Source organism: Acinetobacter sp. A2, assembly GCF_048537555.1.
GTDB lineage: Bacteria > Pseudomonadota > Gammaproteobacteria > Pseudomonadales > Moraxellaceae > Acinetobacter.
The window spans coordinates 1136587-1156166 of record NZ_CP183239.1; the positions used below are offsets into that span (position 1 = coordinate 1136587).

A 19580-nucleotide genomic window follows, 5' to 3' on the forward strand; every position below is an offset into this window, starting at 1 on the left:
TTCTGTGCTGAAGTGATCTTCAACAACTAACACAATTTTAATTTTATGCACTAACTTTTGCCGTTTCATTGAGTGGGGTGAACAGGCTAAGTTATACGCAATTGAGTGATGATTGTTTTATCTCAGCTTAGATAACCAGTCACCAAAACTTTGCACCAACTGCACTAAAATTAATAACACCACCACCGTTAGCATGACAACACTACTGTCAAAACGCTGATAACCGTAGGAGATGGCAAGGTCACCAATACCGCCTGCACCGACAGCACCCGCCATGGCAGTTGCGCCAATCAAGCTAATGGTGGCTGTGGTCAAGTTTAAAATGAGTGAGCTGCGTGCTTCGGGTAAAATAAATTTGAAGATGATTTGTAATGGTGTTGCACCCATCGCCTGTGCAGATTCGACAATTCCTTCATTGACTTCAAGTAATGAAGTTTCCACCAAACGACCAATATAGGGGCCGACATAAATCGTCAGCGGTACAATCGCTGCCCAAGTTCCAATAGAGGTACCAACCAAGAGCTTGGTTAAGGGAATGACCGCAATCAACAAAATAATAAATGGCAGAGAGCGTAGTGCGTTTACAATGGGGTTGAGCCCGTGATAAATCACACGGTTTGGCAAAATACCTGTTGGACGAGTGACCAAAAGGGTAATGCCCTGAATAAAGCCCCAAATACAACCAAACAACATGGCAAAGAACACCATGTGAAAAGTTTCTTGCAAAGCTGTGACAAACTGGTCAATGGATAAGGAGCTTTTCCAAAATGGAGCGGTCAGCGAAGTCAGCCACTGTACAATTAAATCTCTCATGCTTGTACTCCTGACTGCTCAACCTGTACACCGCTACTTTCCAAGAAGGCAATGGCATTCTGAATTTCTGCAGCATCGCCCAATAATTGAATAAACATTTGCCCAATTACTGCGCCATCTATTTCAGTCATGTTGGCAAATAGGATATTCAGGCTAATATCAAACTGTTTAATGACGGCCTGAATCACGGTTTCCTGAGCAGATTTTCCTAAAAACTTCAGGCAATAAATACTGTGCTGATTTTGGTTTTCAAGGTTATGCAGAATATTAACTGGCAATTGTTGCTGTAAAACCGTTTGAATAAAACTTTTGGTGGTTGGATGTTGCGGCTGACTAAAAATTTCCAGTGTTGAACCTGTTTCAATCACTTTGCCTTGTTCCATCACCGCCACATAATCACAAACAGATTCAATCACATCCATTTCATGGGTCACCATTACAATGGTAATGCCTTGTTCCTGATTAATTTTTTTAAGTAGTTCCAACACCGATTTAGTGGTTTGCGGATCAAGTGCAGAAGTGGCTTCATCGCAAAGCAATATTTTAGGATGATTGGCTAGGGCACGGGCAATGCCAACACGTTGTTTTTGCCCGCCTGAAAGCTCATCGGGAAAAGCGTCTTTTTTATGTTTTAAATCAATAAACTCAAGCAATTCATTTAAACGTTTTTCACGTTCGGCTTTGCTCCAGCCGAGAAGTTTCATCGGCATTTCAATATTGGCGGCCACAGTTTTAGTCTGCAATAAATTGAAGTGCTGAAAAATCATCCCAATATGGGCACGTTCTTGACGTAATTCACGTGCATTCAGCGCAGTAAAATCTTTTTGATGAATGATGACTTGCCCTGCGTTCGGACGTTCCAACAAATTAATCAAGCGGATTAAAGTGCTTTTACCTGCACCACTATAACCAATAATGCCAAAAATACTGCCTGCCGGAATCTGTAAATTAATCTGATCCAATGCACGTAAAGTTTGACCTTTGAGTTGATAGTGCTTTGAAATATTTTTAAATTCAATCATATCGTCAAAAACTGTCCATAAATGAAAAAACAGGCAAAGTTCGCTTTGCCTGTTTTGTTTAGCGCATTATATTACTATTTTGCTGTTTCAGTGAAATAGCTGACCGGCTTGTTCACATCCACTTTGGTGCCGCCAAAGTTTTGATCAATATATTGTTGCACTGCTGCGGTATGGTAAAGCGCACCAACTTTTTGTAGCACAGGGTCATTTTGACGCTCTGCAGCAGTCGCTATAATGTTGACATTCATTTTTGTGCTTTGGTCAATTGGCTCATAATAAATAGAGTCTTTTAATACGTTTAAGCCACCTTCCATTGCAAGGGTATTGCCCAAAACAATTGCATCAACTTCGTCTTTTACACGTACAGCAGTTGCCATTTGAATAGGTTTGATTTTAATTTGCTTGGTGTTTTCAATAATGTCCGCAGGTGTACCTTGCACATAGTCAAAACCATCTTTCAGCTTAACCAAGCCTGCAGATTGAAGTAAAAGCAAAGCACGTGACTCATTGGCACCGTCATTTGGAATGGCAATGGTTGCACCGTTTTGGAATGCTTCCACTTTTTTGACTTTGCTTGAGTAAATGCCCATTGGCTCTAAATAAGTAGTGGCAACAGGTGCAATCTGATCTTTATTGTTGGCATTAAACGCAACCATATAGGCATAAGATTGGAATGCGTTTAGATCAATTTCTTTATTGGCAACCGCTGTGTTCATAGACACGTAGTCTGTGAAGTTTTTCACTTCAAGTTGAATACCTGCAGCTTTAGTTTCAGGCAAGTCTGCAATAAAACGCCAGATATCTGCGTCTGAACCAGTAGAAGCCATAGTAACGGTTTGCAATGCTGATGCATCTTTTTGTGCTGCGTCAGTCGCAGGCGCTTCTTGTTTGCCACAGCCCGCCAAGCCGACTGAAAGACCAAGTACAAGACCAAGGAACTTTTTCATGAATATATCCTAAGCAAGCTTGAGCGAATGCCTAAAACTTGCCATTGTGGAGGTAGTTAAATTGCATTTAATACAGTTGTATGCAATTTATACCAAACCTCTAAATCTGTATGAAATGTCTGTGTATTGAAAATCGATTCGTCCAATCTGCCGCATTCATCAAATACGAGGCGATAAGGAAGCTTTGCGGCTTTTCAAAAATTTGCAACATGATAACAATAAAAAATAATTCTATATAGGGGAGAGTCTGTAATGCATATCACTGTTTTTACAAAAGAAAGCAATTTAGTCAAAATAAGTTCTTATTAATAAATATATTCTGTAAAGATGGTGGATTTGAACAAGTGTTTAAATAATTTAGATTCTTTAGCATTTATTCTGCAATATAAAGATTAAAAATTGCAGTGGGATGTAGGTTAGAGCAGTCCATTCAGATTCAGGTCAAAATGTTGACCATAAAAAAGCCCGTTCTGTGACGAGCTTTTTTATGGACTTAAATTTTTAAACTAAAAATATTAAGCATTTTCACGCGCAATGGCACGATAACCAATATCTTTACGATATTGCACGCCATCAAAGGTCACTTTTTCACACAGTTCAAGCGCTTTGGCTTGAGCTTCACCAATGCTGTTACCCAATGCTGTCACACACAGTACACGACCACCATTGGTCACAATCTCGCCATTGGCATTGCTTGCTGTACCTGCATGGAACACTTTCGCATCGGCCATTTGTGTATCTAAACCAGAAATGACATCACCTTTGCCTGAAGTTTCTGGGTAGCCTGCAGTTGCTAACACAATACCAACAGTTTTGCGTTCATCCCAGTTTGCTTCTGCAGGCAAGTTACCTGCGATACCTGCCTCGACTAAATCTACTAAAGATGATTTTAAGCGCATCATAATAGGTTGTGTTTCTGGGTCACCAAAACGGCAGTTGAATTCAATCACACGTGGCTGACCCGTTGCATCAATCATCAAGCCTGCATACAAGAAACCTGTATAGTCATGGCCATCTGCTTTCATGCCGTCTACAGTTGGACGCATGATTTCTTGCATGACTTTTTCAAATACGTCTGCAGTCACTACAGGCGCAGGAGAGTAGGCACCCATACCGCCAGTATTTGGCCCTTGGTCACCTTCAAAAATACGTTTATGGTCTTGTGATGTTGCCATTGGCAAGATGTTGTTGCCATCAATCATACAAATGAAAGACGCTTCTTCCCCATCCAAGAACTGTTCAATCACAACACGTGAACCTGCATCACCAAACTTGTTGCCTGCCAACATGTCGTCAATGGCATCAAAAGCTTCTTGATTGGTCATCGCCACGATCACGCCTTTACCTGCTGCAAGGCCATCGGCCTTGATGACAATTGGCGCACCGTTTTGTTCTACATAAGCTTTGGCAGCATCTACTTCGGTGAATACGTCATAGAATGCAGTTGGAATGTTATGACGTTTTAGGAAGTGTTTAGCAAAGGCTTTAGAACCTTCAAGTTGTGCCGCAAATTGAGTTGGACCCCAAATTTTTAAGCCTGCTTCACGGCAAGCGTCCACTACACCATTTACCAATGGCGCTTCAGGGCCAACAATAATTAAATCTACTGCATTATTTTTGGCAAATTCGATAATGGCAGGGTTATTTTGAATGTCTAACGCCACATTTTCGCATTTTTTTTCAGTTGCAGTCCCTGCGTTGCCAGGGGCAACAAAGACTTTAGCAACTTTTTCATCTTGTGCGATTTTCCATGCCAATGCATGTTCACGACCGCCACTACCTAAAACTAAAATGTTCATTTATTAAAATCCTTAAAAAATAATCCCCCTTGTATAAGGGGAACTCCCATCGTTCTACAATAATATAGAAAACCCTCCTTTATAAATAAAGGAGGGCTAGGGAGGATCGTCTAAAAATTAGTGACGGAAATGACGCATACCTGTGAATACCATTGCGATACCAGCTTCATCTGCTGCGGCAATGGTTTCTTCGTCACGCATTGAACCACCTGGTTGAATGATGCATTTGATACCCGCTTTAGCTGCGTTATCAATACCATCACGGAATGGGAAGAACGCATCAGATGCCATAACAGCACCTTCAACCACTAAACCTGCATGCTCAGCTTTGATTGCAGCAATACGTGCAGAGTTTACACGGCTCATTTGACCTGCGCCTACACCAATCGTTTGACGGTTTTTCGCATAAACAATTGCATTGGATTTCACGTATTTTGCAACTTTCCAAGCAAAGATCATGTCATCAATTTCTTGTTCAGTTGGTGCACGTTTGGTCACAACTTTTAAGTCATCTTTAGTGATCATGCCCAAGTCTTGGTCTTGAACCAATAAACCGCCGTTAACACGTTTGTAATCCATTTGCGGTGCACGAGCATCAATTGCTGGAAGCTCACCACAGACAAGTACACGTACGTTTTTCTTCGCACCAGTCACTTCAAGTACGCCATCTGCAATACTTGGCGCAATGATGACTTCAACGAATTGACGGTCTACAATCGCTTGTGCAGTTGCAACATCTAACTCACGGTTAAATGCGATGATGCCACCAAATGCAGATTCTGGATCCGTTGCATAAGCAAGATCATAAGCAGCTTGAATACCCTCTAAAGACACAGCAACACCACATGGGTTTGCGTGTTTTACGATTACACAAGCAGGTTTTGCAAATGATTTTACACATTCAAGTGCAGCGTCAGTATCTGCAATGTTGTTATACGATAATTCTTTACCTTGTAACTGTTGCGCAGTTGAAACAGAAGCTTCTGTTGCAGCAGGGTCTACATAGAATGCAGCAGATTGGTGCGGGTTTTCGCCGTAACGCAAATCTTGAGCTTTGTTTAATTGCGTGTTGAACGTACGTGCAAACTGATCTGCAGTACCTTCTTCTTTACCTACACGTGCACCCAAGTAAGATGCGATCATGCCATCATATTGTGCAGTGTGTTCAAACGCTTTAACGGCTAAATCAAAACGAGTTTCGTAAGATAAAGCACCGCTGTTTTTCATTTCTGTAATGACAGTCGCATAGTCAGAAGCATTAACCACAATACCCACAGATGCATGGTTTTTCGCTGCAGCACGAACCATAGTTGGACCACCAATGTCAATGTTCTCAATTGCATCAGCAAGTGAACAGTTTGGTTTAGCAACCGTTGCTGCAAATGGGTATAGGTTAACAACAACAAGGTCGATGGCATCAATATTGTGTTCTGCCATGACTGCTTCGTCTAGACCACGACGAGCCAAAATACCACCATGAATTTTTGGGTGTAACGTTTTTACACGACCATCCATCATTTCTGGGAAACCAGTATGCTCTGACACTTCTACAACAGCAATGTTGTTGTCTTTAAGCAACTTATAAGTACCGCCAGTAGATAAAATTTCTACCCCAAGTGCAGCAAGGTCTTGTGCAAATTCAACAATGCCTGTTTTGTCAGAAACAGAGATTAAAGCGCGTTTAATAGTCATGATCTTCGTCACAGTTTTCAATTACAGATTAAAACAAAGTAGCAAAATGCAGGTAAAAAAAATGCCTGCGGAGGCCGCAAGCATTTTATCACTTATTCACTCATTAAACCGTGAGCTTTTAACTTTTTACGTAAAGTACCACGGTTTAGTCCAAGAATTTCAGCAGCACGTGTTTGGTTACCGCGAGTGTATTCAAGAACAACAGATAAAAGAGGTTTCTCCATTTCTGCTAACACCATGTCATACACCTGAGAAGGTTGTTCACCTTGCAATTGTGCAAAATAATGGCGAACTGCGCGATCTACGTGAATACGTAAAGCAACATCAGATTGTGCAGTAAAAATAGGAGATTTGCTATTCATGCGAATTAATCCGAAAATCAGATATCACTTGGATAAAGTGATATATCAATGTGGTCTATAAATAAATGAACTCCGTTTTAGATCCTAAAACGGTAAGCTCTAAAACTGGAACATTTAGCTTGCCACAACTCGAGCGCTTGGTCGAAATTTAAGCGTAACAATACATTAATAATTGTTACAGACCAAAATCAAAACAAAAAAATCTACACAGTACGCAATATAAAAATAAAGCGCATTAGGCAGAACTATATTTGTTGTGAATTTTGCGAGGAGTTTGCAGCACAAAGCTTTCGTGGCGCGTATGATACCATTGTATGAGAAAAAGTGAGCAAGAAAACTGCAATTTTTTTAATTTTTTTCGCAATTTTTTCTACTTTTTTTTGTCGATTAAGGCTTGATAATTTCTAAACTATAGGTATCGAAGCTGTTTCGTGCCACTGGAACCAAAATGTCAAACTTAAAAGGACTATTTTTAGGAATACGTTGAATACTCGAAAGACTTTTGACCAAATACTCCTGTGGAGAATAAATATAAGTCGATAAAGTTCTCTGGTTTTCTTTTAGGGTGACTTTAATATTGGGCAATGCCAAGCTTTTATCGTGATAATTAATCAGCTCGCCTGTAAATTGCGTATTCAGACGGTCAATACGTTTTTCACGAACACGATTGATAGAAATTAAACTATAGCGCTCTTCTAGACTCTGACACTTGAATACCTGACATACCTGAGTGAATACAGAGTTCAGCGCAGGACTACTGTTCAGGAATTTTGGGTTAAACCATAAAATCTGAAAGACCAGCAAACCAATCAGTAAGGTATTGATAATGCCCCACAGTAAATAGTAGCCATTACTGTGCTTTTTTTCCTGTTCAATGTCTTGAATAGACAAATTCATGGCAGGAATAGTGCCGATCGGCTCTGTGCTGAAATAGTTCAGATTATTTAAATAGGTTTTCAGATCAATATTGGAGTGTTCCACCTTACGCTGGAAAATGTCCAAAATGTTCTGTTCTTGTGGAATCTGTTCGGTTACAGGAATTAAACTACGGTTTTGTATGCGTTGTAGATTAGAGCGCGGACTAACTTCTTGTTTATGCGCCTGCACCAAATGTGAAAGCGCATTAAAGTTGTTAGAACATTTTGGACAACAAACCATGCCTTGCGCAACGGTCAGTTGCGCAACAGAAACTTTATAGACAGTTTGGCATTCAGGGCACTTGGTTTGCTTGTCGCTCATAATTCAAAAAATGTAGTTAGTTAGGATGGCGTTTCCCAGAAATTCTGCACCAGTTTTCTTCGCGTTTTTCGACCTGTACTATATCAAAAAATTCAGAATAAACACTAGAAACTTCAGCAACTTGCTCTTCAATTACACCTGCAAGTGCGAACTCTCCCTCAGATTTAATTAAAGTTGCAAACTCTGGCGCAAGCATCATTAACGGCCCAGCTAAAATATTGGCAACCAATACGTCAGCTTTTTCCTGAGCAATAGTCTGATTAAACTCTTCAGGCAAGCCCACGTACAAGTTTTCAAGTACGCCATTCAGTTCAGCATTTTGTTTGGTTGCCAAAACTGCTTGTGGGTCAATATCGGTTGCATAGACTTTTTTCGCACCAAGCAATAAAGCAGCGACCCCTAAAATGCCTGAGCCGCAACCATAATCAATCACGACTTTATCTTTTACGTCTGTTTTGCCTAACCACTGTAGGCATAGGAAGGTACTGGCATGGTTGCCTGTACCAAAGGCTAAACCTGGATCCAGTTTAATATTTACTGCATCTGCTTCAGGTGGCTCAAGCCATTCAGGCACAATCCAGAATTTATCAGCAATTTGGATAGGTTCATAATAATCCATCCAAGAGCGTTCCCAGACTTGGTCTTCCAAAAACTCACTGCGTAAAGGAGCATCTGGCATTTGAGTGCGAATAAATGTTTCCAGAGCGGTAACATCAATTTCTTCACCTTCATCTTGTGCATAGATGCCTGTCACAATCACTTTATTCCAAAGCGGTGTTTCACCTGGAAGTGGTTCAAGCAAGTCCTGATTTTCTGCATCATCTAATGTGACACTTACCGCACCCAAAGAACTGAGTAGCGTTTCAGTAAAATCAACTTGTGCTTGATCAACAGTAATATGTATTTGTAACCACTTCACGGATATAACCTAAAATTCTATGCGAAAGCACTATTGTAACTGAACTCAGGCAATTGCCGCTATTTTTTATTCAGCTAGCCTGCTGTTGTTTGGGAAACGAGCGGGAATAGTTCGCTGAGTTAGTTTCTTTTTTTTGACCATGAATATGCAAAAATCATAGCCAAAAAATAAAACCCCAAACACAATACGGGTTTGGGGTTGTAATAAATAGTCTCTAGTCTGGGTTAAGATGCCGATGTTTCTGCTGCGGGTGTCGGGACAAACTTATTGAGCAAAGTGCCCAAAATGGCCGCAAAGATATACATAAAGATCGAATAGACCGCAGCAGGCATTGCAATCGTGGAGCTTGCCATCACGGTAAGTGCAATCGTCATGGCAAGGGTACTGTTGTGAATGCCAATTTCAAATGCACAGGCGCGAGCTTGCTGACTATTTACCCCAAAGAAACGTGGTACAAAATAACCAATCAATAAGCTGCAGGCACAGAATAGGGCAGTTGCAAGTCCGACATCGGCTAGATATAGCATAATATTATGGCGCTCTTTGGCAATTGCTCCAATGATAATCACAATCAGAAAAACCACGGCAAAAATACGCACAGGCTTATTGAGTCGATCTGCAATCTGTGGACTGAAATGTCTGACTAGCATACCAATCGTGACTGGCACAATAATAATGAGAAAGACTTGTAATACTTTGGCAAACTGTAAACCGACTTGCTGTCCATCTTGCATAAAGTGCTGAATTGCAAAATTGACGATGAGTGGCAAGGTAAATGCGGCAATAACGGAATTGACTGCGGTGAGTGTGATATTTAAGGCAATATCACCTTTATATAAATAACTAAATAGGTTTGCCGTTGGGCCACCTGGCGATGCAGCAAGTAGCATTAAACCTACAGCGAGCAGCGGTGGTAAATTGAGCAGTTTACAAATGACAAAGGCAATGGCTGTTAAGAGTGCCAATTGACAAAATAAAGCCACCAATACTGCTTTAGGGTGTTTGCTGACCCGTTTAAAATCATTCGGTGTGAGTTCTAAACCCAGTCCAGCCATGACAACAGCTAGAGCGAGTGGTAAAAATATTGTGATTAATCCTGAATCCATAAACACTCCTTGTTAAACTAAGACATCTCTAGTTTTTGTTTGATTTAAAATATTAGTGCGATATTGCTCTTGCTAGACTGCATTTTTCTTGTGGCTAAAGTTTTGTCCTTGCTCTAAAGCTAGGCTGTGTTTGGCAGACTGTCTTGCCATCATATTGCCTAACATAAAGCTGAACATATACATAAAAATCGTGTAAATCGCAGAAGGAATGGCAATTTCTGTGCTTTGTAAAACCGATAGGGCAATGGTGAGTGAAACGGCGGTGTTATGAATACCTATTTCAAAACAGCAAGAGCGAGCCTGCTGGTCTGGAACACCCGACAGATAAGGAACCAGATACCCAATTAATAAGCTTAAAAAACAAAATAATGCGGTGGCAATACCAATTGCGCTGAAATAGTCAAAGACGTTGGCGCGTTCACGAAACAACGCATAAAAAAACAGGGCAAAAATAAAATAAATGGACATTAAACGCATCGGTTTGCCCAAGTGTGTCGCAATTTGTGGCATGGCATTACGCACGGCCATGCCTACACAAACAGGTACAATAATCAATAAAAACACTTGCGCCATTTTTTCAATTGGTAGGCCAATTTGTTGTTGGTCAGTCATGAAATATAGAAAAGACAGATTTACAATAAAAGGCAGTGTAAATGTGGCCATCACCGAGTTCATGGCTGTTAGGGTAATATTTAAGGCGACATCACCTTTATAAACGTAGCTAAATAGATTCGCTGTTGGACCGCCAGGGGATGCGGCCAATAACATGAGACCAATGGCCAATAATGGCGGGAGCTCTAGAAATAAACAAATTAAAAAAGCCAGAACAGGCAAAATCACCAATTGCGAAAATAAAGTTAAAAAGATGACTTTAGGAAATTGATTGACACGAATAAAGTCCTTAGGCGTGAGTTGTAAGCCTAAACCCATCATCATGACTGCTAGGGTGAGCGGTAGAAAAAAGGTAAAAAAGCTGGAGTCCATTGCACATCCTTTTATCTTTTATCGTGACATTATTCTTGTGATCCTTTTTGCAGTTTAATTGTTTTTTAGTGTTGTGCAATAAACAAAGCAGTCACTTATTTTTAAGTGACTGCTTTTGGGGGTAAAAGCTACTGATCTTGTTATTAGATAGCAAATTTTAGACTACGTTGTTTTATGCTGAATTACATCGCTTGTGGGCGTGGCGGAGTAAAGCCGAGCGCACATTTTCCTTTCAGTTCTGTACCATTGAGCGTAATGCTAGTGGTCTGTGCATCTGCCATACAGGCACGGTATAACTCAGGTTCGTTGCCTTGTAATTGTACTGCTTTAGATGAACTAAAGAATTGTGGTTCGCACGTACCATTCCAAATAATGCCACGATGCGCAAAACTTACAGCGGTACCTTGAGTTTTTCCTTTACAGACTTGCTGAAATTTTTGCGCATTGTAGATGGTTTCTACCTTGTCATTTGCCTGCACTGCAAATGGACTAATAAATAAACCACAAAGCATAGATGACAGTAAAATTTTCTTATTCATGATGTTTCCCTTTGTTTCTAATACCTGTGCTTAATAGGATAAAAAATAGGCAAATTAAAACAACGGTGATCTGGTTAATTGATGGGTTTAAATGTTTTTATATACAGTAAAAATGCAAATTTAGATTACAAAGTATTAATTCTATAGTGCATCACCGCCAATAAAATCGACTGAATCTGTCAACTTATGCCTGAAGTTTTGCTATAATATTCCGTCTTTATTTTTATATCTCTCATTGACCATTATGCACTATCCTAAAGTTTACGATGTCATTGTTATTGGCGGCGGTCATGCAGGCACTGAAGCGGCGCTTGCAGCAGCACGTATGGGTCGTCAAACCTTACTGTTAACTCATAACATTGAGACTTTAGGGCAGATGAGCTGTAACCCTGCCATTGGTGGTATTGGTAAATCTCATCTTGTGCGTGAGATTGATGCTTTGGGCGGCGCAATGGCTTTGGCTGCCGATAAAAGCGGTATTCAGTTCCGTATTTTAAACTCGCGTAAAGGTGCTGCGGTTCGTGCAACACGTGCGCAAGCAGACCGTGTGCGTTTTAAAGCAGCCATTCGTAGCACTTTGGAGAACCAAGCCAATTTAGATATTTTTCAGCAAGCTGCAGATGACCTGATTGTTGAAGGCGATACCGTAAAAGGTGTTGTGACCCAAATGGGCATTCGCTTTGATGCAAAAACGGTGGTATTGACTACAGGTACCTTCTTAGGTGGCGTTATTCATATTGGTTTGGAAAAATCAAGCGGCGGTCGTGCAGGCGATCCGCCATCAATTGCTTTGGCAGCACGTTTACGCGAATTAAATTTGCCAGTGGGACGCTTAAAAACAGGTACGCCACCTCGTATTGACGCACGTTCAGTCGATTTTTCTGTGATGATTCCACAGCCAGGTGATTTTCCATCACCAACCATGTCATTCATGGGCGATGTGTCGATGCATCCAGAGCAAGTGAATTGCTATATTACCCATACCAATGAGCGCACTCACGAAATCATTCGTGGTGGCTTAGATCGTTCACCAATGTACACAGGCGTGATTGAAGGCGTTGGCCCACGTTATTGCCCATCTATTGAAGATAAAATCCATCGTTTTTCAGACAAAGACTCGCATCAGGTGTTTTTGGAGCCAGAAGGCTTAGACACACATGAGTTGTATCCAAATGGTATTTCAACCTCTTTGCCGTTTGATGTGCAGTTTGAATTGGTACGTTCAATTCGTGGTATGGAAAATGCGCACATTTTGCGTCCAGGCTATGCGATTGAATATGACTACTTCAACCCGCAAGCATTGAAATTTACTTTAGAAACCAAAGCCATTAATAACCTGTATTTTGCGGGACAAATTAACGGTACAACCGGTTATGAAGAAGCAGGTGCGCAAGGTGTATTGGCAGGTTTGAATGCGGCACGTCGTGCTTGGGATCAGGAACAATGGACGCCAAAACGTGACGAAGCCTATATCGGGGTATTGGTAGATGACCTGATCACATTAGGCACTAAAGAACCGTACCGCATGTTTACGTCACGTGCGGAATATCGTTTGATGTTGCGTGAGGACAATGCAGATCAGCGTTTAACCCCAATTGGTCGTGAACTTGGTTTGGTGGATGATACCCGTTGGGCGGCTTATTGTGAAAAAATGGAAGCTGTAGAGCGTGAAACAGGACGTTTACAGCATTTGTGGGCTGCACCGAACAACCCAATGGGTAAAAAATTTGTAGAAATGACTGGTGCAGATTTATCTAAAGAATGTTCTGCAATTGATCTGCTTAAACGTCCTAATATCAGTTTTGCGCAAATTGCAGAATTGACTGGTTCAGAAGTGTCTGCACAAGTTGGTGATCAAATTGAAATTGCAGTGAAATATGCAGGTTATATTGACCGTCAGCATGAAGATGTGGCTCAGTTAAAACGTCTGGAAGAAACCAAAATTCCAGCCGATTTTGATTATGATGCTGTGTCAGGCTTGTCACGTGAAATTACCTTAAAGTTGAAGCATGTCTTGCCTGAAACATTAGCGCAAGCCAGTCGTATTCCAGGTGTGACACCTGCAGCAGTACAATTGGTGATGATCACCATTCGTAAAAATGCACAGGGACGTAAATCTGCTTAAGATTTGATATGCCTGTTAAGAAAGCTCGCAGATTGCGGGCTTTTTTTATGCGCTAAAATTTTAAAAAGATGCTAAGTAAAGTAGAAATTAAGTTTAAGAAAATAAAAGATTTATACTACGAATATTATGATTTCACGGCAGGGACGAGAACAGTTAAAGTGGCTTTTATCAACATAGATAGGAGTAAAACATGACTTTAAAAAAGATTCGTTATAATACGGCTGAATTGGCATGCTAAATAAACGCAATGCCAAGTTAGGTCTAAATTTTAAATCAGCAGCTCTAACAACAAAATTTAAATAATAAATATAAAACTATCGGTCCCAGTATTTGGGACCTTTTTATTTCTCAGTTTATCATTCATTGCTTTGATGCACTGCAGTCGCTACTTCAGCAGGCTCAATTTGAATTAACTTTTTACCAAAGCTGCGTAACCACCAAACCAATTGCGAGGTAAAAGGGACAGTGGCTGTTACCAATACATCACCATTTTCCAGTGTTTCAATGGTCTGGTCTTTACTTAACTGACTTTCATCAAAGTAAATTGCATCAGCTTTTTGCATGGTCAGTTTGAGCTGAATATTTTCTGTGGCTTTGCTGAAATTGACTCTGAAGCCCAGTTCGCCAGATTCAATATAAGCATCAATATCAAAATTGACAGGGTGTAATGCGCGTGAATCTAAAACTTTTGCGGCTTTAAAACGATGCAGGGCAAAGGTCTGAATATCTGTTTTATCAAAGCGGGTACATATTAAATAAATGACTGCGCCTTTTTGTACCAGTGCCAAAGGATTTAGCACATAGGTTTTTTCTTCACCTGAACTGCTGCGTGATTGGTAAATACATTCCAGTTGTTTGTCTTGTAGCAAGCCTTCATAAATTGCTTGCTGCGCATTACGGTCTACCAGTGGTGGAATTAAGGGTTGTGTTGCAGGCACAATCCGTACACGGTTAATCCATTGGCGAACATTATTTTGCGTAGATAGACTACGCCGTGCCAAATCAAACCAAGGGTTCATTTCTTCAATCAGACTTGGTGGCAACAAGTGTTTTAAATGTTCTTCGACCATCATAAAGGTGACCGCTTGTGAGCTGGTCATGTGTGGCAAGCTTTGAATAGGTGCATCTGATCGCCAACGCCAACCTTGTGGCACGGTACCGTTACTTTCAATAGGAAAGCGTTGCGAAATTTGGTTTAAGTCACGCTGAATGGTGCGCAAACTGATGTCAATGCCTTCACGTTGCAAGACATCGTGTAATTCACGCGTACCCATCCATTTACCTGTAGAGAGTCGCGATAAAATTTGCCATTGGCGATATAAACTATTCGATGTTTCTTTTTCTTGTATAGACATATTCAGTATTTGCTTGGTCGTTTTAAATGAGTCAGAACGTGAGTGTTAACACAATAAGAAAACTTAGAATGTTTAGCAAGTTTTTTACTCAAAAAGGGCGGTGCAGTACATATTCAGATCATGCATCTATGCAGTGAGTTCAGAGGATTAACGTATTTTAAATTAGATTAAACTATGTGAAAAAGTATGTGATTGATGCAAGACAACTCAGAATTTCGGGTGATTTGAGAGGGTGCTTTTTAATAAGCAAGCTTAAACTGTATGCTTTAAGTAAGGTCAAGTCTTTTTCTTGTGTGTTTGAGGCGGGTTTATGTAAATAAAAACACGTATTGCCTTATGGTGCTGTAGTTTAATTAAGCACACAATTTGGACAAAACCTAACTTGAAATAAGGAGGAACAATCAACCGTGAATTTATCTAGCAGCGATGCACGAGAAATTTTTTGGTTAGCCCGCTATTTAACCCGTATTCAATATTTATGTCAGCAATTTCCCTTTAAACAAAATGCGGCTGCTTTAAGCTATGCACATGCTTTTTGTTTACCTGCTTTTGATGCTGCATCTCTAAATGAGCTAATTTTAAATGAAGAGCAACCCGCGTCATTTGCCATGCAATTCCAGCAAAGTAGCGTAAAAATTCATAATTTAGCAGATGTGTTATCACCTCAAGCCTATACAGAATTGATACGCCTCATTCGAAATGCCCGTGACAATGCTGCTTATATTTGTGATGTGGTGCAAGACTGCCACGATGTTCTAGAAGCTGAGCCGCAAAATATTTTTTTATTCTTTCAATTGGGGCAAAAATTGGAAGAGTTAGATCGACAAATCCGACTTAAACAATCTAAGGACATGACAGTAGCGCAAGTGGAAATTATTGTGCAATTGCTCAAAGATTTAGGTTGGCTATCACTGGCTGAAGCATGGCAGCAACTTAAACAACAACCTGATAGCATGAATTTTTATCATTTTAGCGACCACATTCAGCATTTACTTTCTGTGGATTAAAGCACCGATTCATCCTGCTTTGAACTTGTCGATAAAATCGGTGGCTATTCACTCCAGCATGCATCTAAAAAAATAATGGAAGCCTGAGCTCCCATTATGTATTGAATTTTTTGTCAATCTTAATCAAGTTTCAAGATTCGATGCAATGGTGTACTTAGTCACGTTCAACTGCAAGTGCAACACCCATACCACCCCCAACACAGAGGGTTGCAATGCCTTTCTTAGCATCACGGCGTTGCATTTCATGTAATAAAGTCACCAAAATACGGCAGCCTGAAGCCCCAATTGGGTGACCCAATGCAATTGCACCACCATTGACGTTGACTTTATCTAGGTCTAAGCCTAATTCTTTAGCAACACCCAAAGCTTGTGCAGCAAATGCTTCGTTGGCTTCAATCAAATCAACCTGATCTAAGCTCCAGCCTGCTTTGTTGAGGGTTTTCTTCACTGCTTCAACAGGACCAAGCCCCATAATTTCAGGCTCAATACCAGACATGGCATAGCCTTTAATACGTGCCAATGGCTTAAGACCTAATTCTGCCGCTTTGTCTGCACTCATCATCAGTACTGCTGCTGCTCCATCATTAATGCCTGAAGCATTACCTGCGGTTACGCTGCCATCTTTTTTAAAGGCTGGGCGTAGTTTTGCTAGGCTTTCAAGGCTGGTATTGGCTTTAATGTATTCATCTTCAGCAAATACGACAGGCTCGCCTTTACGTTGTGGAATGCTGACTGCGGCAATTTCATCTTTAAACTTGCCAGCTGCCTGAGCTGCCGCAGCACGTTGTTGTGAAGTCAATGCAAGTTGATCTTGCTCTTCACGGTTTAAACCCAGTTTTTCTACAATATTTTCTGCGGTAATACCCATGTGATACTGGTTATAGGCATCGGTTAAACCATCAGCCACCATGCTGTCTACCAATTGTGCATTACCCATTTTTTGCCCATTACGCAGCTGCATATAGTGTGCGCTTTGTGACATAGATTCTTGACCACCTGCGACCACAATCTCGGCTTCATCGCATTGAATGGCTTGTGCTGCCAAATGTACCGCACGCAAACCTGAACCACAGACTACATTCAGGGTAGATGCAGGCACTTGTACTGGAATGCCAGCAGCAATTGCTGCCTGACGTGCAGGGTTTTGTCCCACGCCTGTCGTGAGTACGTTGCCCATAATCACCTGATCAACTTGTTCAGGTTTTACATTGGCGCTGTCTAAAACCGCACGAATTGCTGTTTGCCCCAACTGTGGTGCAGATAAAGATGCAAGACTACCTAAAAAGCTACCAATCGCAGTACGTTTTGCTGCAACAATCACAACATCTTTCATTTTATATCCTTAAATTTTGTGTTCATGTTTCTGTGGATGCACATGATATATAGCATGTGCATGGCTGTTGTTATATGACCGATTAGAATAAATTTACCAAAACATAGCGACCTGGTGCCGCTTCAATGATTGGATACTGCGCATTACCCAAGCTGCGGGCAGGGACTTGTTCACCAGTGTACGGTGTGACCCATGCCTGCCAGCGCAACCACCAAGATTCAGGGTGATATTCTGCGCCGTCTAGCCATTGTTTGGTATTTTCAAACTTGGCAGCATTGGTGTAGCAACCGTATTTATTACGGCTTGGAGGATTAACAATACCTGCTACGTGTCCAGATTCACCTAAAACCAAGGTAGATTCACCACCCAAGTAATCTGCGCCACGGAAACAAGTATCCCAAAGTGCGATATGGTCTTCCTGCGTTGCAATAAAGAAGCTTGGTGTTTTTACACGAGATAGATTCAAGCCCACACCGTTAACCTTAACGGCATTTGGTGAAATCAATTCATTGTTCAAATACAAATTGCGCAATAAGAAATTATGAATTTTGGCAGGGATATTCGTACCATCGCTGTTCCAATATAAAATATCAAAATCAGAAGGTTCTTTACCTTTTAAGTAGTTTTCGATGTAGTAATTCCAGTACAGCGTATTTTCACGCAGTAAACTGAAGGTAACTGCCAACTGACGACCATCGAAATAACCCAATTGATTGTTCAGGTTTTCCAAACCACTCACCACAGGCTCATTAATAAATACACCTAAGCTGCCTGGGTTTTCAAAGTCGATAATGGTGGCCATATAGGTCGCAGACTTTACGTGATTTTTCAGGCGTTTTGCTACGTAATAGGCTTGAGTCGCAGCAAGTAACGTACCGCCAATACAGTAGCCAATGCAGTTGGCCTCTTTTTCACCGGTAATTTCTTCAATTACACGCAAAGCTTCTACTGCACCTTGTGTAATGAGATCAGCAAAAGTCAGTTCTTTCTGTTCGGCATTTGGGTTACACCAAGACATTAAAAAGACCGTATGACCTTGCTGACGCAACCAGTTTACTAAAGAGTTTTGTTCGCGTAAATCCAGCACATAATATTTATTGATAAACGGTGGTACGACTAGAATAGGGGTTTGATATACATTTTCAGTAGTTGCTTCATATTGCAATAATTGGAAAAAGTCATTTTCAAAGACGACTGCACCAGGGGTATACGCCAAATCTTTGCCCAAGCTGAAAGAGTCGCTATTCACCATACGAATAGATAAATACTTGCCGCTGTTCATGACATCATCATGGAAAACCTGCATGCCACGGACTAAGTTTTCACCTTGTTCAGCGACGGTTTGCTGAATCACTTCTGGGTTAGTCCACAGAAAGTTACTTGGAGATAACGCATTGATCATTTGACGGGTAAAGAAGTGAATGCGATAGCGAACTTTGTCTGGAACGCCTTCGACCACATCTACCATGTTTTGCACTAACTGGCTAAACAGTAAATAAGACTGTGATAACAGATCAAAATTTGGGTGTTCTTGCCATAATGGGCTGTTAAAACGACGATCACCACTTTCAGGCTGAATAAATGGTGCTACATCTTTGGCCACGCTGCGCATCAACACATTTTGGTAGATTTGCATTTGACCTTGCCACCAGCTCCATTGCATTTCCATCATGCGAGCTGGGTTTTTAGATAGTGCTTCAAAGAACAAAGACATATCTTCTTTGTTGAGCTGCGCCAAAGCCTCATTAATTGGGCTTTGCCCATAATAAAATTCTTGTAATTTTTTCCAGATGTCATCATGTACAGAAAAAAATTGTAGTATGTTTTCTTTGAATTGAAATGAGTTCGGGTTCATTTCATCGCTCCATAGCACATGGCTTTTAGCAATCAAATTGAGTGCAGGGCTGAAACTAAAACGGGGAAATTTTCACACTTCCCCGTAACATTCGTCCTGATAACGCATGGTTTTCAGAGCAGTGTTATTTATTGTTAGGCATAGATTCGCTAACTAACTTTTCAAATTCCGATTTGAATTCAGTCGTTAGTGTTGCCAACTTTTTGCCATCTTCAATCATTTGCTGACTAAGTTTGTTCATGGTTTCTAATTGCTTGGTGGTGCAATTCACCATGCTTTGCATGTCTTTAACTTCACTATTGGCAAACATTTGCGCTAGACCAATGTTGGCATAGTTGCGTGCTGCTTCTAATTGTAGGTTGGTTAAGTCAGCAAAGTTTTTAGCCACTAAGCTGTTGAATTTTGTGTACGGTTCAAATACGTTTTTGTATTGTGCATTCATATTTGAGAATAAGTCGCCGTATAGCATGGTGTAACTCCAGT

At 40.8% G+C, this 19580-nt stretch carries 17 protein-coding genes; 2 read left to right on the plus strand and 15 right to left on the minus strand.

Annotation, left to right across the window (positions count from 1 at the left end; all coding sequences use genetic code 11):
• Positions 1 to 117 precede the first annotated feature (117 nt).
• The 11 genes from ACNS8M_RS05325 to ACNS8M_RS05375 all read right to left on the minus strand — a co-directional run bounded on the left by ACNS8M_RS05325 (position 118) and on the right by ACNS8M_RS05375 (position 11422).
• Complete coding sequence (locus ACNS8M_RS05325; protein ID WP_419225249.1) at positions 118 to 813, minus strand: methionine ABC transporter permease; 696 nt, start codon at positions 811 to 813, stop codon at positions 118 to 120.
• Positions 810 to 1835, minus strand: coding sequence for a methionine ABC transporter ATP-binding protein (locus ACNS8M_RS05330; RefSeq protein ID WP_168525434.1), 1026 nt, complete (start codon positions 1833 to 1835; stop codon positions 810 to 812). Before ACNS8M_RS05330 ends, ACNS8M_RS05325 begins: the two co-directional genes overlap by 4 nt.
• Positions 1836 to 1909: 74 nt before the next feature.
• Positions 1910 to 2782 carry a MetQ/NlpA family ABC transporter substrate-binding protein gene (locus tag ACNS8M_RS05335; protein WP_168461387.1) on the minus strand — a complete coding sequence of 291 codons (873 nt, stop codon included), beginning with the start codon at positions 2780 to 2782 and terminating at the stop codon, positions 1910 to 1912.
• A gap of 515 nt (positions 2783 to 3297) precedes the next feature.
• Complete coding sequence (gene purD, locus ACNS8M_RS05340) at positions 3298 to 4581, minus strand: phosphoribosylamine--glycine ligase (protein WP_419225250.1); 1284 nt, start codon at positions 4579 to 4581, stop codon at positions 3298 to 3300.
• Positions 4582 to 4698: 117 nt separating this feature from the next.
• The gene (purH, locus tag ACNS8M_RS05345; protein WP_419225251.1) at positions 4699 to 6273 is read right to left on the minus strand and encodes a bifunctional phosphoribosylaminoimidazolecarboxamide formyltransferase/IMP cyclohydrolase; all 1575 of its coding nucleotides are present in this window, start codon (positions 6271 to 6273) and stop codon (positions 4699 to 4701) included.
• Between the two features lie 92 nt (positions 6274 to 6365).
• Positions 6366 to 6635 (minus strand): DNA-binding transcriptional regulator Fis, encoded by a 270-nt coding sequence (gene fis / locus ACNS8M_RS05350; RefSeq protein WP_001086304.1) that lies wholly within the window; start codon positions 6633 to 6635, stop codon positions 6366 to 6368.
• A gap of 387 nt (positions 6636 to 7022) precedes the next feature.
• Complete coding sequence (locus tag ACNS8M_RS05355; RefSeq protein ID WP_419225252.1) at positions 7023 to 7874, minus strand: zinc-ribbon and DUF3426 domain-containing protein; 852 nt, start codon at positions 7872 to 7874, stop codon at positions 7023 to 7025.
• 16 nt (positions 7875 to 7890) lie between these two features.
• Positions 7891 to 8793 (minus strand): 50S ribosomal protein L11 methyltransferase, encoded by a 903-nt coding sequence (gene prmA, locus ACNS8M_RS05360; protein WP_168417485.1) that lies wholly within the window; start codon positions 8791 to 8793, stop codon positions 7891 to 7893.
• A gap of 224 nt (positions 8794 to 9017) precedes the next feature.
• Positions 9018 to 9899 carry a bile acid:sodium symporter family protein gene (locus ACNS8M_RS05365; protein WP_168417484.1) on the minus strand — a complete coding sequence of 294 codons (882 nt, stop codon included), beginning with the start codon at positions 9897 to 9899 and terminating at the stop codon, positions 9018 to 9020.
• Between the two features lie 72 nt (positions 9900 to 9971).
• Positions 9972 to 10883: a bile acid:sodium symporter family protein gene (locus ACNS8M_RS05370; RefSeq protein ID WP_168417483.1), complete on the minus strand. Its 912-nt coding sequence runs from the start codon at positions 10881 to 10883 to the stop codon at positions 9972 to 9974.
• A gap of 182 nt (positions 10884 to 11065) precedes the next feature.
• Complete coding sequence (locus tag ACNS8M_RS05375; protein ID WP_154320682.1) at positions 11066 to 11422, minus strand: hypothetical protein; 357 nt, start codon at positions 11420 to 11422, stop codon at positions 11066 to 11068.
• Positions 11423 to 11666: 244 nt separating this feature from the next.
• Here ACNS8M_RS05375 and mnmG point away from each other — a divergent pair, with 244 nt between their 5' ends.
• Entirely contained in the window at positions 11667 to 13547 is a 1881-nt protein-coding gene (mnmG, locus tag ACNS8M_RS05380) for a tRNA uridine-5-carboxymethylaminomethyl(34) synthesis enzyme MnmG (RefSeq protein ID WP_168417481.1), read from the plus strand.
• Between the two features lie 356 nt (positions 13548 to 13903).
• Here mnmG and ACNS8M_RS05385 read toward each other — a convergent pair whose 3' ends face one another.
• A complete protein-coding gene (locus ACNS8M_RS05385; RefSeq protein ID WP_168417480.1) occupies positions 13904 to 14902 on the minus strand; it encodes a helix-turn-helix transcriptional regulator in 999 nt (332 codons plus the stop codon).
• Between the two features lie 407 nt (positions 14903 to 15309).
• Here ACNS8M_RS05385 and ACNS8M_RS05390 point away from each other — a divergent pair, with 407 nt between their 5' ends.
• On the plus strand, positions 15310 to 15909 hold the full coding sequence (locus tag ACNS8M_RS05390) for a hypothetical protein (protein ID WP_154320684.1): 600 nt from the start codon (positions 15310 to 15312) through the stop codon (positions 15907 to 15909).
• A gap of 154 nt (positions 15910 to 16063) precedes the next feature.
• Here ACNS8M_RS05390 and ACNS8M_RS05395 read toward each other — a convergent pair whose 3' ends face one another.
• The 3 genes from ACNS8M_RS05395 to ACNS8M_RS05405 form a co-directional block, all read right to left on the minus strand.
• Positions 16064 to 17242 (minus strand): acetyl-CoA C-acetyltransferase, encoded by a 1179-nt coding sequence (locus ACNS8M_RS05395; RefSeq protein WP_168417479.1) that lies wholly within the window; start codon positions 17240 to 17242, stop codon positions 16064 to 16066.
• An 82-nt stretch (positions 17243 to 17324) separates the two neighbouring features.
• A complete protein-coding gene (locus tag ACNS8M_RS05400) occupies positions 17325 to 19097 on the minus strand; it encodes a class I poly(R)-hydroxyalkanoic acid synthase (protein WP_168461396.1) in 1773 nt (590 codons plus the stop codon).
• A gap of 124 nt (positions 19098 to 19221) precedes the next feature.
• Complete coding sequence (locus ACNS8M_RS05405) at positions 19222 to 19566, minus strand: phasin family protein (protein WP_019384921.1); 345 nt, start codon at positions 19564 to 19566, stop codon at positions 19222 to 19224.
• Positions 19567 to 19580 lie beyond the last annotated feature (14 nt).